The 13,793-nt window shown below is 39.5% G+C and carries 16 protein-coding genes and 1 tRNA gene; 13 read left to right on the plus strand and 4 right to left on the minus strand.

Features of this window, described 5'->3' with window-relative positions:
• Positions 1-11 precede the first annotated feature (11 nt).
• The 11 genes from OFN98_RS00540 (at position 12) to OFN98_RS00590 (ending at position 8,687) form a co-directional block, all read left to right on the plus strand.
• Positions 12-257, plus strand: a complete 246-nt coding sequence (locus OFN98_RS00540) for a hypothetical protein (protein WP_270874118.1) — start codon at positions 12-14, stop codon at positions 255-257.
• On the plus strand, positions 247-762 hold the full coding sequence (locus tag OFN98_RS00545) for a CiaD-like domain-containing protein (RefSeq protein WP_270874117.1): 516 nt from the start codon (positions 247-249) through the stop codon (positions 760-762). Before OFN98_RS00540 ends, OFN98_RS00545 begins: the two co-directional genes overlap by 11 nt.
• A complete protein-coding gene (locus OFN98_RS00550; RefSeq protein WP_270874116.1) occupies positions 743-1,846 on the plus strand; it encodes a CCA tRNA nucleotidyltransferase in 1,104 nt (367 codons plus the stop codon). Before OFN98_RS00545 ends, OFN98_RS00550 begins: the two co-directional genes overlap by 20 nt.
• Positions 1,847-2,004: 158 nt before the next feature.
• Positions 2,005-3,000 carry a hypothetical protein gene (locus OFN98_RS00555; protein ID WP_270874115.1) on the plus strand — a complete coding sequence of 332 codons (996 nt, stop codon included), beginning with the start codon at positions 2,005-2,007 and terminating at the stop codon, positions 2,998-3,000.
• Between the two features lie 278 nt (positions 3,001-3,278).
• Entirely contained in the window at positions 3,279-3,767 is a 489-nt protein-coding gene (locus OFN98_RS00560) for a tRNA (cytidine(34)-2'-O)-methyltransferase (RefSeq protein WP_270869099.1), read from the plus strand.
• Entirely contained in the window at positions 3,755-5,101 is a 1,347-nt protein-coding gene (locus OFN98_RS00565) for an endonuclease/exonuclease/phosphatase family protein (protein WP_270874114.1), read from the plus strand. The genes OFN98_RS00560 and OFN98_RS00565 overlap by 13 nt, the downstream gene beginning before the upstream one ends.
• On the plus strand, positions 5,098-5,232 hold the full coding sequence (locus OFN98_RS00570) for a hypothetical protein (protein WP_270858223.1): 135 nt from the start codon (positions 5,098-5,100) through the stop codon (positions 5,230-5,232). Before OFN98_RS00565 ends, OFN98_RS00570 begins: the two co-directional genes overlap by 4 nt.
• Complete coding sequence (gene glyS / locus OFN98_RS00575) at positions 5,216-7,237, plus strand: glycine--tRNA ligase subunit beta (protein ID WP_270874113.1); 2,022 nt, start codon at positions 5,216-5,218, stop codon at positions 7,235-7,237. The genes OFN98_RS00570 and glyS overlap by 17 nt, the downstream gene beginning before the upstream one ends.
• 9 nt (positions 7,238-7,246) lie before the next feature.
• Positions 7,247-7,639: a DUF4878 domain-containing protein gene (locus OFN98_RS00580; protein ID WP_270858221.1), complete on the plus strand. Its 393-nt coding sequence runs from the start codon at positions 7,247-7,249 to the stop codon at positions 7,637-7,639.
• A 16-nt stretch (positions 7,640-7,655) separates the two neighbouring features.
• Positions 7,656-8,045, plus strand: coding sequence for a DUF4878 domain-containing protein (locus tag OFN98_RS00585; protein ID WP_270868732.1), 390 nt, complete (start codon positions 7,656-7,658; stop codon positions 8,043-8,045).
• 3 nt (positions 8,046-8,048) lie between these two features.
• Positions 8,049-8,687, plus strand: coding sequence for a YiiX/YebB-like N1pC/P60 family cysteine hydrolase (locus OFN98_RS00590; RefSeq protein ID WP_270874112.1), 639 nt, complete (start codon positions 8,049-8,051; stop codon positions 8,685-8,687).
• 106 nt (positions 8,688-8,793) lie between these two features.
• On the opposite strand, the gene OFN98_RS00595 is transcribed toward OFN98_RS00590, so the two are convergent.
• From OFN98_RS00595 to OFN98_RS00610, 4 genes are all read right to left on the minus strand, one after another.
• Positions 8,794-9,843, minus strand: a complete 1,050-nt coding sequence (locus tag OFN98_RS00595) for a cytochrome-c peroxidase (RefSeq protein ID WP_270858218.1) — start codon at positions 9,841-9,843, stop codon at positions 8,794-8,796.
• 177 nt (positions 9,844-10,020) lie between these two features.
• Positions 10,021-10,740, minus strand: coding sequence for a metallophosphoesterase family protein (locus OFN98_RS00600; RefSeq protein ID WP_270874111.1), 720 nt, complete (start codon positions 10,738-10,740; stop codon positions 10,021-10,023).
• Positions 10,741-10,938: 198 nt separating this feature from the next.
• A tRNA-Lys gene (locus OFN98_RS00605) sits at positions 10,939-11,014 on the minus strand.
• A gap of 165 nt (positions 11,015-11,179) precedes the next feature.
• The gene (locus tag OFN98_RS00610; RefSeq protein ID WP_270862005.1) at positions 11,180-11,989 is read right to left on the minus strand and encodes a lipid-binding SYLF domain-containing protein; all 810 of its coding nucleotides are present in this window, start codon (positions 11,987-11,989) and stop codon (positions 11,180-11,182) included.
• Between the two features lie 110 nt (positions 11,990-12,099).
• Here OFN98_RS00610 and OFN98_RS00615 point away from each other — a divergent pair, with 110 nt between their 5' ends.
• Together OFN98_RS00615 and OFN98_RS00620 are read left to right on the plus strand one after the other, a co-directional pair.
• Positions 12,100-12,912 carry a M23 family metallopeptidase gene (locus OFN98_RS00615; RefSeq protein WP_270874110.1) on the plus strand — a complete coding sequence of 271 codons (813 nt, stop codon included), beginning with the start codon at positions 12,100-12,102 and terminating at the stop codon, positions 12,910-12,912.
• On the plus strand, positions 12,905-13,783 hold the full coding sequence (locus OFN98_RS00620) for a hypothetical protein (RefSeq protein WP_270873544.1): 879 nt from the start codon (positions 12,905-12,907) through the stop codon (positions 13,781-13,783). The genes OFN98_RS00615 and OFN98_RS00620 overlap by 8 nt, the downstream gene beginning before the upstream one ends.
• The last annotated feature ends 10 nt before the right edge of the window (positions 13,784-13,793 follow it).

The raw sequence follows: 13,793 nt of genomic DNA on the forward strand, positions 1-13,793 counted from the left end.
CTGGGCGTAAAATGGGCGAAGCGATAGAAGAAATCCTAAAAATGGAGCGTGAGGATGATTTTTACGGCGCTTTGGCACTTGCTCGCACGCTCTTGCGCGTAGATCCAAACGACAGCGACGCGAGGGTGGCATTTGCCAGAGTGAGATTAAATCACAGGATAAAAAGCGGTGTAAATATGCAAATGAGCGAGATTTTCCTAAGTCCTGGCGGGCATAAAAATCGTGAGCTTAAAAGGTGGCTAATAAATGGATTATGAGAACGAATTTAACGATATCATTAACGCTGTAAAAAGCGAAATCAAAGCGCAAAAACAGGTGCAAAATTCGCAAAATTTGGGCGTTTTAGCAGGCGATAGTGGCGCAGAAAATTTAGCTAGCCTGAAAAATACTAGCGCGCGAAATTCTGCGGACGAGGGAAATTCGCAAAATTCTGCTAGCGCGGTGAGTTTTGCTGAGTTTATCGAGCACTCAAATGATGAATTGAGCGCCGATTTAAACAGCGACGAGATTGCGCAAAATTTAGGCGATGATGATAGCTTGAATTTTAGCGAGATGAATTTTAATACTCCTAAAAGCAAGGCTAGCGCGAATAGCGATGAGGTGGCGTTTTTAAGCGCGGTTAGGGAGCGGATATTGGTGCTTTTTGAGGGGCTAAATTCCTTCGATAGCGCAGATATCGAGGCTAGGGTCGAGCTGAATTTGAAATTTATGGAATTTTTACTTGCGAGTATCGAAAACAGACTTGAAAATCTATCAAAATAGCGATTTTATCGCTATTTTTGATCTTCTTAAAAAACACACAAAAAGAGCGTATTTTGTCGGCGGTTTCGTGCGCGATTTTTTCTTGGGGCGCGAAAGCGGCGACATCGACATCGAAGTTTATGATATAAATCCGCAAAAATTTAGCGAAATTATGGGCAAGCTTGGCGCACTTGGGACTGGAAAGCAGTTTTTCGTCTATAAATTTCACAATTTCGACATTGCTCTGCCTCGCACCGAAAACAAGGTCGGAGTGGGGCACAAAGCCTTTGAAGTATCCCTTGCAAATGACGAAAAAATCGGTGCTAGGCGCAGGGATTTTACGATAAATTCGATGATGATAAATATTTTTAGTGGCGAGGTGCTGGATTTTTACGGCGGGTTAAATGATTTAAGGGCTCGAATTTTGCGCGTTGTCGATGAAAAAAGCTTTGTCGAAGATAGCCTAAGAGTGTATCGTGGGGTGCAGTTTGCGGCGCGGTTTGGCTTCGATATCGAGCCAAAAAGTTTGGAATTAATGCGCCAAATCGATACTTCTGATTTGAGTGTGGAGCGGATTTGCGCTGAGCTAATCAAGCTTTTTAGGGCTAAATTTCAGGGTTTGGGGCTAAAAATTTTACACGATTTGGGGCTGTTTGAGAAAATTTTTGGTGTGCAAATTTCGCGGGAGCGGTGCGCAAAAATCGCAAATTTTATCGATAATGGGCGGAAATTTGTAAGCGACGAGGCGTTTTTTTTATACGCTGTTTTAAATTTGCTAAACTTAGACAAAAAGCAAATTTTAGAAAATTTAAAGCTAAATTCGCATTTTAAGCGCATTTTAATCGAGCCGTTTTATAAAAAAATTAACGATGAAAAACTAATGCAAATTTCACTGCAAATGCCGATAAATTCGTGGCTGGGTGCGTATAACCAAACTCGCATAAATCGCGCTAAAAAACTTGGAGTGTATGAGCAAAAATTTATTTCAAAAGTAGGAAGCGAAGCCGTTATAAATGACGGATTTAAAGGTAAAGAAATCGCAAATGAAATCAAACGCCGTCAAAAAGATGAAATCAAAAAATATTTGGCAAGTTTTAATTTGTAAATTTGTCGTCATTGCAAACAATCGCAGTAGGGTGGGCATACTTGCTACCAAAATGGTTAAGCAAAGGATAAAAAATGATAAAATTTAATAAATGCAAAAAATTTGGTGGGCAAGGATTACCTTACGCACTATACATTTAATTTGGAAAGGTTTTAGATATGAAATCAAAATACTTATTAAGCGTTGTTTTATGTTTATCTGCCCCTATATTGGCAATGGCAGAAAATGCTTCTACAAATAACCCATTAGAAGCCAAAGTAGTAAGTTATAAGCATGAAAAAGACTATGATGTCGAATTTGTGCAAACTAATCTACCCGCACTAAATAAAGAGTTAGAAAATTTATTTTGTCATTACGCTTTTGGCAACGAAAGCGATATGGAAGACTGTCAGAAGCAAGATATTCGTCAGTCGATTGCATACGATTACAAATATAAAGATAACTATCGCTATTATTTCAGTCAAAATTACAAATATTTTAGTAAAAACAACAAACAATATTTCCAAATTTGCGTTATGGAAGATGGAAATATGGTTGATTATTGCAAAATTTATGATATTACCAATCCAAAAAAAGCGGTTTTATTAGACCGAGAAAATATACCAATTATTGAAGGTATGGGAATTGATTCAAGATATTTTAATCACGGTGATGACAAATACTTTTTATCTTGTCTTAAAGGTTACGGAATTAATGATTGCGATTTATATGATGTTAAAAATCCACAAAAACCTATTTTGCTGGAAGGCAATCTAACCGCTTATTTTTTAAATGAAGAACAAATCAATAAAATTGTAAGCTATTATTTGGCTCATGGAAATTATTTTAATTATGAACCGCCATTATCTTGCAAAGAAGCGATTGCAAAATACGGCATTCGAGTATATACAGATAAAGACCGCTTTCCGGAAGAGGTTAAAAAACAATGCTCACCAGAAATAATTAAAGAGATAGATGAAATAGATAGAAATAACTATATAAATAAAATCACCCTTTCCAAAAATCCCAAAACATATAAATTTCCCTATACAATCTTTATTCTAACTTGGGAAGTATGGCGTGGGCGTTGGGGACATGTTGATGTGCCAGATGAAAAAACGCTAGGAGAACTTATTCCGCAAGATTTGTGGGAAATATTTATGATGGAAAGATAAAAAAGTATTGTAGAGTGATATCCTTGCCGCCATAATGATTAATTATATGAGCGCAAATTCGCTTCAAAAGTAGGAAGCGAAGCTGTTATAAATGACGGATTTAAGGGCAAAGAAATCGCAAATGAAATCTGGCGCTGTCAAAGAGATGAGATAAGAGAAATTTTGAAGGCAAAATTTGGTTAAATTTCGCGCTAAATTCAAAGAAAATTCCCGCAAAAAAGCGTAAATTTATAGAGTTTTTAGTAAAATTATCGATTTGAATTAATGAGGAAGGCTTGATGTTTAATATCGTTTTAGTAAATCCCGAAATCCACACAAACACAGGCTCGATTGGGCGCATGTGCGTGAATTGTGGCAGTAGATTGCACCTAATCAAACCGCTTGGTTTTGTTATCGATGACAAGCATTTGCGTAGAGCCGGCCTTGATTACTGGGCGAATTTGGATTTGAGAGTTTGGGAGAGCTGGGACGAATTTTACGCGGCAAACGAAGCGCACAAAGAGCGATTTTTCTTCGCTACGACCAAGACAAACAAGCTCTATTACGAGGCAAAATTTCAAAAAAATGATTTTATATTTTTTGGCGCAGAAGGTCATGGTTTGCCACTTGATATAATGAGAATAAATCGTGAAAATTGTATAACAATTCCCATGACTGCGCTTGGGCGAAGTCTAAATTTGGCCACGAGCGTGGGCATTATTACTTATGAGGCGATTCGCCAAAATTTGGGCGAATTTGATTTTAGGAGCGAGATTTGCGAATTTTAGCCCTACTTTTTGTCGCACTCGCACTCTTTGGCGCGGAGCTGAAAATCGCCACTTACAATGTCGAAAATCTCTTTGACGGCGAAAACAACGGCAACGAATACGAGGATTTCCGCCTAGAATCTGGCAAATGGAACAAGACAAAATATAAAGAAAAATTAAATAAAATTGCGAGCGAAATTTTAGAGATAAACGCCGATATAATCGCACTTCAAGAGATTGAAAATGAAAGCGTGTTAAAAAGTCTAGCCAACAAAACAAATTATAAATTTTACAGATTTTCAAACCCCAAATCAGCCCCAGCTGGCGTGGCGGTGCTATCAAAAATCCCGATAATTTCGAGCGAGTATTACCGCATGAGTAGTGTCAAAACTCGTGATATATTAAGAGCGGATTTTGAGTTTGAGGGGGCGAGATTTAGCGTCTATGCCCTGCACATGCTCTCTGCACGCAATCCTATCGGGGATAGAAAAAAGAGTTTTGATTTTTTAGCAAAAATCATAAAAAACAAAAAAAATAGCGTGATTTTGGGTGATTTTAACACCGGCATTGGCAAAAATTCGCTTTTAAACGAAATTTTGGGCGAGGGCAAATTTGTCGATTTGTGGAGTGATAATGTCTGCTTCGCAAATAAACTAATCGCGTGCAAATCCCACGATAGCGGGGCTTTGCTAGATCATATTTTACTTAGCGATGATTTTTTTGGCAAGGCAAAATTTGGCTATAAAAAAGGCTCGTTTAAGGCCGAAAGCGTGGCACAAAGCTCCGATCATATCGCGCTTAGCTTTGTTTTAAGCAGTGAAAAAATTTCGCCAAACAAACCCAAAAGCTTAGCCGTGCAAAACCCAAATTTAGAGTTAAAAGAGGCGCAAATTTCTGAAATTTACGGCGATGTAAATTCTGCCCCATTTATCCTAAAAAACGCAGTCGTAACCTACACTGACAAGCACGGAAGCGCGATTTCGCAAGGTAGCAAGGGCGTGTTTGTGTATGGGCTAAGTGGCGTTAGCGTGGGCGATAGGCTAGATCTTGTCGTGCAAAAAGCTAAAATTTATAGGAAAAAATTCGAGCTTAGCGAGGCAAAAATCCTCAAAAACCACGGAAATATCGGCAGTATCGAAAAATACACGCTAAAAGAGATTAACTATCACACAATCTCCCCTGGCGATGTCGTAGCGCAAATTTGGGGCGATGTGACGGACGGGCAAATCGTGGTAAATGGGCGAAAATATAAAATTTATTCCAAAAAAGGCAAAATCAAAAATCAAAAAAACGCAAAATTTAACAATGCGTATTTTACGATTTATGATGAGCAAAAGGAGTTTATAGTTCAATGATACATCTGCTTATGATGACCGCATTTGTGCTGTTTATGGCGTTTTTGGTCATCGGGTTTAACAAACAAATGATAGAAAAAAATAATAAACGAAATCAAGAAAAGGAAGAAAAAAATGAAATTACTTATTGAAATTGGAGTCGAAGAACTCCCAGCAATCCCGTTTTTGAAGGAATACAAAAACATTGCGCCAAAATGGAGTGCGGTTTTGGAAAAATACCGATTGCAAAGCGAATTTAGCTTCGAATTTACCCCTCGCAGATTTGTCATCTGCCACGAAAATTTTGCTAGCACACAAAGCGACAGCTTAATCGTGCAAACTGGTGCGCCAAAATCAGTCGCCCTAAAAGACGGCGCATGGAGCAAGGCTGCGCTAAGCTTTGCTAGCAAATGTGGAATTAGCGAGAGTGAATTGAAATTCAAAGAAATAGATGGCAAAGAGGTGCTGTATTTTGAGAGCGTGCAAAAAGGCGAGCCTAGCAAAAGCGTGCTAGGTGCGATGATTGAGGAGTTTTTGGGTAGTTTAAATTTCGGTAGAGCTATGCGCTGGGGCGAGGGCAAATTTGAGTTTATCCGCCCGCTTCGAAGTGTGGCTTGCTTGCTAGGAAATGATAGCGTGGAGTTTGAAATTTACGGCGTAAAAAGTGAGCTAGCGTTTTTCCCGCACAGAAGTTTTGGTTATGAAAAGGTGAAATTTACTAGTGCAGAGGAATACTTTGCGCTTTTGGAAAAACACGGCGTGATTTTAAGCGCGCAAAAACGCAAAGAAAAAATTCTAGCCGAATTTAAAGAAATCGAGAGCGCAAATGGCGTTACAATCGAAATCGACGAGGATTTGCTAAGCGAGGTTGTCGCCATTACCGAGCACCCAACCGCGCTACTTGGCAGTTTCGAGGCTGAGTTTTTAGCTGTGCCAAAAGAGGTAATTATCACTTCAATGAAGGAAAATCAACGCTATTTCCCAGTTTTCAAAAATGGCAAACTAAGCAATCATTTCGTCGTCGCAAGCAATGCAATCACCGATGATAACAGCCTAATCGTGCGTGGAAATGAGAAAGTTTTGCGCGCAAGACTGAGCGATGCGATGTTTTTTTGGCAAAGCGATCTAAAATCAGGGCTAAATCCAGAAAAACTAAAAAGCGTTTCGTATCTAAGCGGGCTTGGCTCGATTTATGATAAGCAAGTCCGTGAAATCTCTGTCGCAAAAGAGATTGCTAAATTTTGGGATAAAGAGCTAAGAGCCGAGTTTGGCGGGGATTATACTAGCGCGCTAGAAGAGGCGATAATGCTTAGCAAGGCGGATTTACTTAGCACTATGGTGGGCGAATTTAGCGAGCTTCAAGGCATTATGGGAAGCTACTACGCTGCGCATGCGGGCAAAAACGAGCTAATCTCTCGTGCGATTTATGAGCAATACCTGCCAAATTCCGAGGACAGCGAGCTTCCTACTGGCGTGTTTTCGTCGCTCGTGGGGGTTGCTACGAAATTTGAAAGCCTAGCAGGTCTATTTAGCATAAATAAAATTCCAAGCGGAAACAAAGACCCTTACGCACTGCGCCGCGCGGCCGCTGGAATTATCAAAATCGTGCAAAATTTGGGGCTAAATTTGGATTTGGGGGCGTTGGTTAAAAATGTAGCGGTGCAATATTCTGGGCTTGATAGCGATAAATTGTTGGATTTTATCAAAGATAGACTTTATGCTATTTACGATGTCAATCCATCTATTATAAAAGCGTGCCTAAACAGCGGCGAAGATGATATAAAGGCTCTTGGTAGCGCGATTATGGCGCTGGATAAAATTTCAAAAGATGAGAAATTTAAGGATAATTTCGACACCTTCAAACGCCTATCAAATATCATAAAAGATGAAAAAATCGGTGCTGTCGATGAAGCGCTTTTCCAAAACGAAGCTGAGGGCGAGCTAAATTCGGCGTTCAAGGCGATTAGCGTGAGCCAAAACAATCCTGAGGCTTACCTAAATGCGCTTTTTGGCTTGAAAGATAAAATCGATATGTTTTTTGAAAAAGTAATGATAAATGTAGATGACAAGGCTGTGCGAGCAAATCGTATCGCAAATGTAGGTCAAATCTACAATGCGTTCAAAAAAATCGCCGATATCAAAGAAATCAGTTTTTAAGGAGAGAGTATGAAAAAGCTAATTTTAGCGTTTTTTGCTATGTTTTTTCTAATCGGTTGCGGTGGCGGTAGTGTCGATGATACGGTAAAGGGCTTTTTGGAAGCAGGGTATGCTGGCGATACAAAAACAGCCGCAAGCCTTATTTATCTTAGCAAAGAAGATATGCAAGATGAAAGTGTCAAGCCTGCATTAGAGGGCAAAGTGGGTATGTTGGTAGGTGAGGCTATGCAAGTAGCCAAAAAACATAACGGTCTAAAATCGATTGAAATCGTAGATAAAAATCTCGGCGAGGATGTTGGCACGGTGAAAGTGCGGATAGTTTTTAAAGACGGCAAAACGATAGATGATATGATGAAAGTGCGCAAAAATCACAAAGGCGAGTGGAAGGTGAATATTTTCTAAATTTTAAGGAGTAGCGATGAAAAGGTTATTTTCAGCGATTATAATGTTAGTTTTTGTGGGTTGTGGCGAAGGTCCTGAGGAAGTGGTAAAAAGCTATGTCGATTCGGTAGGGTGCAAAGGAGATATCGAAAAAGGCGCGAGCCTAGTGTATCTAAGCGAAAGCCAAATGAAAGATGAGGCCACAAAGCGCAAGGTAGAGAGCAAGCTAGACTCGATGTCAGGCACCACCACAAGAGACGCTATGAGGCGCGGAGGGTGCAAAACAATCGAAATCACCGATAAAAATATCGGCAAAGACGCTGGCAGAATGAAGGTCAAAATCACCTTTGGCGACGGCACTACCGAAGAACTTGACGCCAGGGTACGCAAAAATCATCAAGGCGATTGGAAGGTAGTATGGCGATAGTTTATGAAATTTAAAATTTCGCTTTTTATTTTTTTGGGATTTGCGCTTTTTTTAGCGGTGCAAATCCCGCAAATCCGCCAAAATTTACCGCAATTTTTCCAAGATAAAAGCTTAAAATTTCAAACCCTAAATTTGCAAAATTTAACAAATTTGCCAAATTTAGCGCCCGGCGATCTGGTTTTTCGCCTAGGCGATGAGTTTGATAGCGCGCTAATCGCGCAAATGAGCGAGTGGAAGTATTCGCATGTGGGGGTAGTGATAGATACTGCGCCGACACAAATCCTGCACGCAATCAGCGATGAGCGATACGCTCAAAACAGCGTCGTGATAAGCTCGCTAGATGAGTTTGTATCTCGTGCGCGTAAATTTGGCGTAGCAAGGATAAATTTTTTAAGCGCACAAGAGAAGCGAAATTTGATAAATTCGCTAAATTTGCGCGTGGGCGAGGAGTTTGTTTTGGCTGAAAAAAACGAGCCGAATTTATACTGCACGACGCTAATTGAGCGTGAAATTTTTAAAATTTATCCAAATTTTACCCCAAAATACCAAAGCGTCAATGCCCCACTTTTTCGTGGCGAGTATCTATTCCCGCGCGCATTTGCTGAATTTAATGGCACCGAAATGATTTACGAGAGCGAGTGAAATTTCGCCATGAATTTTGCTATGAAATTTAGTGGGAAAATTCGGGCATAAAAAAAGCTTGCCAAATTTGGCAAGCTTTGTGTGTCCGACGAGAATTTATAAAACCTTAGTAATCTAACTCTGGTTTTGGAGTAGCATCTGTTCTAGCTGGCAATACCGGGTATTTTAGAGCTGCATCAGGTAGTTTTCCGCTTAGAGCGTTGAAGAAAGTAACGATTTTGTTTGCTTCATCATCGCTGATTTCGATACCAAGTTGAACGCTACCCATAGCTTTAACAGCGTCTTTTAGTGACCAGATTGCGCCATTGTGGAAATATGGAGCTGTATCAACAATATTTCTTAGAACTGGTGCTTTAACCATACCGTTAGCATCGCCTTTGAAATCGCCAACATTAGCGAATTCGTATTTGCCTGCTACTTCGAACGGTTGCATTGTGCCGCCTAGGTTGATTCCATTGTGGCAAGATACACAACCTTTATCGATAAATGTTTTTAGACCCTCTTTTTCGGCGTCAGTTAGGGCTTTTGAGTCGCCGTTTAAGAACTCATCATATCTTGATGGAGTTACAAGTGTTCTTTCGAAAATTCCTACTGTTGTAGCGAATAGATCGAAAGTGATTTTTGTATCTTTGCCATAAGCATCTTGGAATTCTTTAACATAGCCAGGGATTGAGTTAAGTAGTTTTTCTACGCTCTCAGGAGTTGCAGCCATTTCAGGAGCAGCTGTTGCTGGACCTGCTGCTTGCTCAGCTAGGTGAGCTGCACGACCATCCCAGAATTGCGCTGAGTTGAACACTGAGTTTAGTGTTGTAGGCGCATTGATATGGTGTGGGTTTGGAGTCCATTTGTGACCTGTTGAAGCTGGAACGCCGTCAGTTCCGCCGATTGCTAGGTTGTGGCAGGTATTACAGCTGATGATGCCGCTTCTTGAAATTCTTGGGTCAAAATATAATTTTTTACCAAGTTCAACTCTTTTGTCGGTTGTTGGGAAATCTTTTGCATCTGGTGCTGCACTCTCTGCAAGTTTTGCGATTTCAGCAGCAGTTTTAGGTAGTGCTTGTAAGCCACTATCTTTTGCAAGTTTTGCCAAATCGTCAGCTGCGAATACTGAGCTAGCAACAACTACTGAACTAAGTAATAAAAACTTAACTTTCATTTTCCTCTCCTTTAAAAAAATGTAAATGGATTTTAAAATTTATTAAATAAAAAGTTACTTAAAAATTTAAGCGAAATAATAAAAATTCTTAAAAAAAAAAAAGATATAATTTATCGCAAAAAGGTGCTAGAACATAAAAAAATTACAAAATTTTATTAATTTAAGTTTTTTTTAAATTTAAAGCCGAATTTCTTCGATTTCTTGATAAATCACCCGAAATTTATCATCGATTTTAAAATCCTCGTGAAAATGCCCAAAATACCACTTTTTGAACTCTATTTTGTCGTAAAAATCCTGCAAAATTTTCGAATTTATATCATCAATTTTCGCCGCCATTGATAGTTTTATCACGCGCGGTATGACAAATCTGGGGCAGGTGTGCGTGATGATGATATCGACATTAAAGCCGTGTTTTGCGAGGTTTGCGTTCGCTTCGCAGATATCGGCGTCATTTATCATTTCGCCATCCCACCACGAAACCCCAAGTTCTCGCATATCTCGGTCGATACTAAGCGCGCCACCCATGGTGAAAATTTTGCGCCCTGCGATCTCATAGACTTGCCCCCTCATTAAATGATACACGCTTTGCGAAATTTTATGCACCTTGCCGCCAGCAAATTCGCTGATTTCATAGGCGTTTAATCGGTCGAAATTTTCATGGTTGCCGTCGATGAAAAGTGTGGTAAATTTACGCTCATTGAAGTATTTTAGCCATTGCTCCTCGCGCGCGTCGCTTTGAAACATATTCCAAACAAAGCCAAAATCCCCAGCGATGATTAAAAAATCATCTTTGCAAAGCGCACTTTCGAATTTCTCAAATTTCTTAAATCGCGCCATTTCGCCGCTAAACCCGCGCCAGCCGCCGTGTGTATCGCCTGTGATAAAAATTCTATTCATTGCCTGCCTTTTTAAATTTTTGTTTGATTTTTGCTTTTGCGATATTTATTTTATGTGCAAAATCCAAAATTTATGGAATTTTCATTATTTTTCAAATTTTGTATTTACCAAAATACTGACCCAAAAAACGATTACAACTATAAAATTGAAATTTTTGTATTTTATCGGAAACGAAATAAAGCTCAAAGGAAAATTTGGTGGTGTCCCGTGCAGGCTTCGAACCTGCGGCCCTCTGATTAAGAGTCAGATGCTCTACCAACTGAGCTAACGAGACACGAACTCGTATTTTATTCATATATATATAAAAAATAGGTTAAATTTGGCAGAATTTTCGAAAATTTGATTAAATTTAAACGATTTGTTGTTTAGTGTGCAATTTCATAGATAAATTTAATGGATAAATTTTAGGCTCCCTTAGCGAGAGCCTAAATTTGAGAAATTATTTTTTTGTTTGAGTTTTGCTTGCTTTTGCGCCTTTTTTGTAAGGGCGGTCAGAAACGATTGGTTTGCCATCAGCGTATTTTTTCTCAATTTTTGCAAACTCATAATTTGCGCCTACATTTTTAGCTGAGCGGACATTGCCCATTGTTAGGTATTTATAAAGAACATTTTTTAGGTTTTTAGTGTGTTCTGTATTGCGTGGAGAGTCGTTTAAAATATCCTCGTAAGCGTAAATTCTCTCATAATAATCGTTTGTTAGTTGATCATCGATTGTGATGCGACCGCTATCGATTGTTACGCCAGCATACAAGCCTGTTTGCTCGCCTGGGGTTGCAATCCATGCTGAAATATCAGGTAAATCAGTAGCGCGACCAGCTTTCGCACCGTGTCCGCCAAATGCTGCACCAGCGCTTACTTCTAGTGTATCAGCACCTGTGAATACATCTTGGTAAGATTTAGTTGTGTGGAAAAGTAGCACAACATCGCTTGTCTCGTATCCTGCTTGGATACCTACGCCAAAGCCTTTGTATTTGATGAAAATCGGAGCACTCCATGTGCCATCAGCATTTTTTACGCTAAAAATTCCATCGCCGTATTGGATAGAAGCGCCAGCTGCTAGGCGTTTGACATCTGTTAGGATCGCTACTGCTTTTGCGCCTTGTAGATATTTTTGATCTACATGGAAACCGCTAGATGCGCCAAATGATCTCATAACATTAGTCGCTGCGATGACTTCTTGATTTGCTACGACATCAGCGTGCAAAAAACTAGAAACTACAAATGAAGCAATTAATAAAAATTTTTTCATATGTTTAATCCTTTTAAAATAGAAATTTAGTTATTATAACAGCAATTTCATTTTTTTTAGCTAATTTTTAACAAAAAATTGATGAAAAATAACAAATTTTTGGGAAAATAATGAAAATTTTGGCGATTTTAGCATTATGCGCAGTTAAAATTTTTGCTTTATCGATAGTAAATGGTGAAGCAATTGTTTTGAAATTTAACAAAAACACGAGTGAAATTTTAGCAAATGGTAAAAAAATTCCCCTCGTAAATTCGCTGGGTAGTGATGAAAAAATTGCGATCATCGCTGCAAATTACAGAGCCAAAAACGATATCAAACTCAAAATCACCCAAGATGGCAAAACCACAACCGAGATTATAAATTTAATCAAAGGCGATTACAAAAGCGAGGCATTTTCCGTCGCTCCCTCTAAGGTAAAACCGCCAAAAGAGGCCAAAGCTCGCATAGAGCGCGAACTAGCCGAAGCAAACAAAATTTACGCTAAAACTACGCCAAAAATTTTATTACAAAAACCTTTTTTATTACCTTCAAATGCTAAAATTACATCCGCATTTGGCAATGCGCGCACCTTTAATGGCGAGTTGAAAAGCTACCACTCAGGCACGGATTACCGCGCTGCTATGGGCACAGATGTGCATAGCGTAGGCGATGGCGTGGTTGTGATAGCAAAGGACAGATATTATGCTGGTGGTTCTGTGGTGATAGACCATGGTGCTGGCGTGTATTCGCAGTATTATCATTTAAGTAAAATTTTGGTAAAAGTAGGTGATAAAATAGGCGGTGGCGATAAGCTAGGGCTAAGCGGTGCTAGTGGGCGCGTGAGTGGGCCACATTTGCACTTTGGGATCGCTATAAATGGTGTGAGTGTGAATCCTTTGGATTTTATAAATAAATTTAATAAAGTGGTGTTTGAAAATGAGTGAAAACAAAAAATTAACCCCAAAAGAGTTGATAAAAGAGTTAATCGAAGGTAGCGAATATACGCTCAAAGACTCGGTAAAAGGGCGCGTGCGCATAGTAGGGCGAGATAAAAAAATCATAAATTTCCTCCCAAGACAATTTGGCGTAGAGAGCCTCAATGACAAAATGAGCCTAAGCCCAGAGCAAATCGAAAAAATCAAGGCAAATTTCTTATCTATTTTGCGCGAGGGAGCCAAACCAGCCACGAGTGCTGGAATCACTGGCGAGGCTAGTATGGAGCAGGATTTGCAAAGCGCTACAAAAAAATCGGTCAAAAGCAAGCCGAAATTTAACCTAGCGTCTAAAAATAAAACCTTGCAAGAAATTTACGAGGGCTCGAAAACAGCTGCTGCTAAGTCGCAGAGCAAAAGCGCGCAGTATTTCACGCCAGTAGCCGTGCGCAAGAAAAACACAAAAATCCCGTGCAAGGTGAGAATTTCGTTTTTGCGCAAAAGTTGCAGTGACGAAAAATTAGGAATCCTAGCTAGGGTGAAAATTCCGCTTTTAATGGAAAATTTCGGATTAAATGATGTCATAAACTCATCTGAACACGCGCAAATGGCGAAAAAAATGGTTCGCACAATCGCAAATTTGTATGTCGCCAAAGATTTGCGTGGCGTGCGCATAGAGGGCCCTGTGTGCCTATCTATGGGCTTTAAAAGCCAAATGGCAGATATCAGCAACCACGCCTTTGTTTTCAAACTCATCGAGGATACTTTGGTAAATAACCGCGTCATTACAGACGATAACGCTAGCGTCGTCAAAGAGATAAAAATGTATAAACAAGACGAATTTGACGGCGTTTTGGTCGATATTTTAAAGACAGATAGATAATCGCTTCAAA

The organism is Campylobacter sp. JMF_15 NE4 (genome assembly GCF_027737645.1).
Lineage (GTDB): Bacteria > Campylobacterota > Campylobacteria > Campylobacterales > Campylobacteraceae > Campylobacter_B.

Bases quoted from the DNA above. Each gene is read 5' to 3' on its own strand.
- OFN98_RS00545 (WP_270874117.1), top strand. From the start codon at position 247: ATGGATTATGAGAACGAATTTAACGATATCATTAACGCTGTAAAAAGC.
- OFN98_RS00580 (WP_270858221.1), top strand. From the start codon at position 7,247: ATGAAAAAGCTAATTTTAGCGTTTTTTGCTATGTTTTTTCTAATCGGT.
- OFN98_RS00620 (WP_270873544.1), top strand. From the start codon at position 12,905: ATGAGTGAAAACAAAAAATTAACCCCAAAAGAGTTGATAAAAGAGTTA.
- OFN98_RS00595 (WP_270858218.1), bottom strand. From the start codon at position 9,843: ATGAAAGTTAAGTTTTTATTACTTAGTTCAGTAGTTGTTGCTAGCTCA.
- OFN98_RS00615 (WP_270874110.1), top strand. From the start codon at position 12,100: ATGAAAATTTTGGCGATTTTAGCATTATGCGCAGTTAAAATTTTTGCT.
- OFN98_RS00540 (WP_270874118.1), top strand. From the start codon at position 12: ATGGGCGAAGCGATAGAAGAAATCCTAAAAATGGAGCGTGAGGATGAT.
- glyS (WP_270874113.1), top strand. From the start codon at position 5,216: ATGAAATTACTTATTGAAATTGGAGTCGAAGAACTCCCAGCAATCCCG.
- OFN98_RS00600 (WP_270874111.1), bottom strand. From the start codon at position 10,740: ATGAATAGAATTTTTATCACAGGCGATACACACGGCGGCTGGCGCGGG.
- OFN98_RS00570 (WP_270858223.1), top strand. From the start codon at position 5,098: ATGATACATCTGCTTATGATGACCGCATTTGTGCTGTTTATGGCGTTT.
- OFN98_RS00555 (WP_270874115.1), top strand. From the start codon at position 2,005: ATGAAATCAAAATACTTATTAAGCGTTGTTTTATGTTTATCTGCCCCT.
- OFN98_RS00590 (WP_270874112.1), top strand. From the start codon at position 8,049: ATGAAATTTAAAATTTCGCTTTTTATTTTTTTGGGATTTGCGCTTTTT.
- OFN98_RS00585 (WP_270868732.1), top strand. From the start codon at position 7,656: ATGAAAAGGTTATTTTCAGCGATTATAATGTTAGTTTTTGTGGGTTGT.
- OFN98_RS00560 (WP_270869099.1), top strand. From the start codon at position 3,279: ATGTTTAATATCGTTTTAGTAAATCCCGAAATCCACACAAACACAGGC.
- OFN98_RS00610 (WP_270862005.1), bottom strand. From the start codon at position 11,989: ATGAAAAAATTTTTATTAATTGCTTCATTTGTAGTTTCTAGTTTTTTG.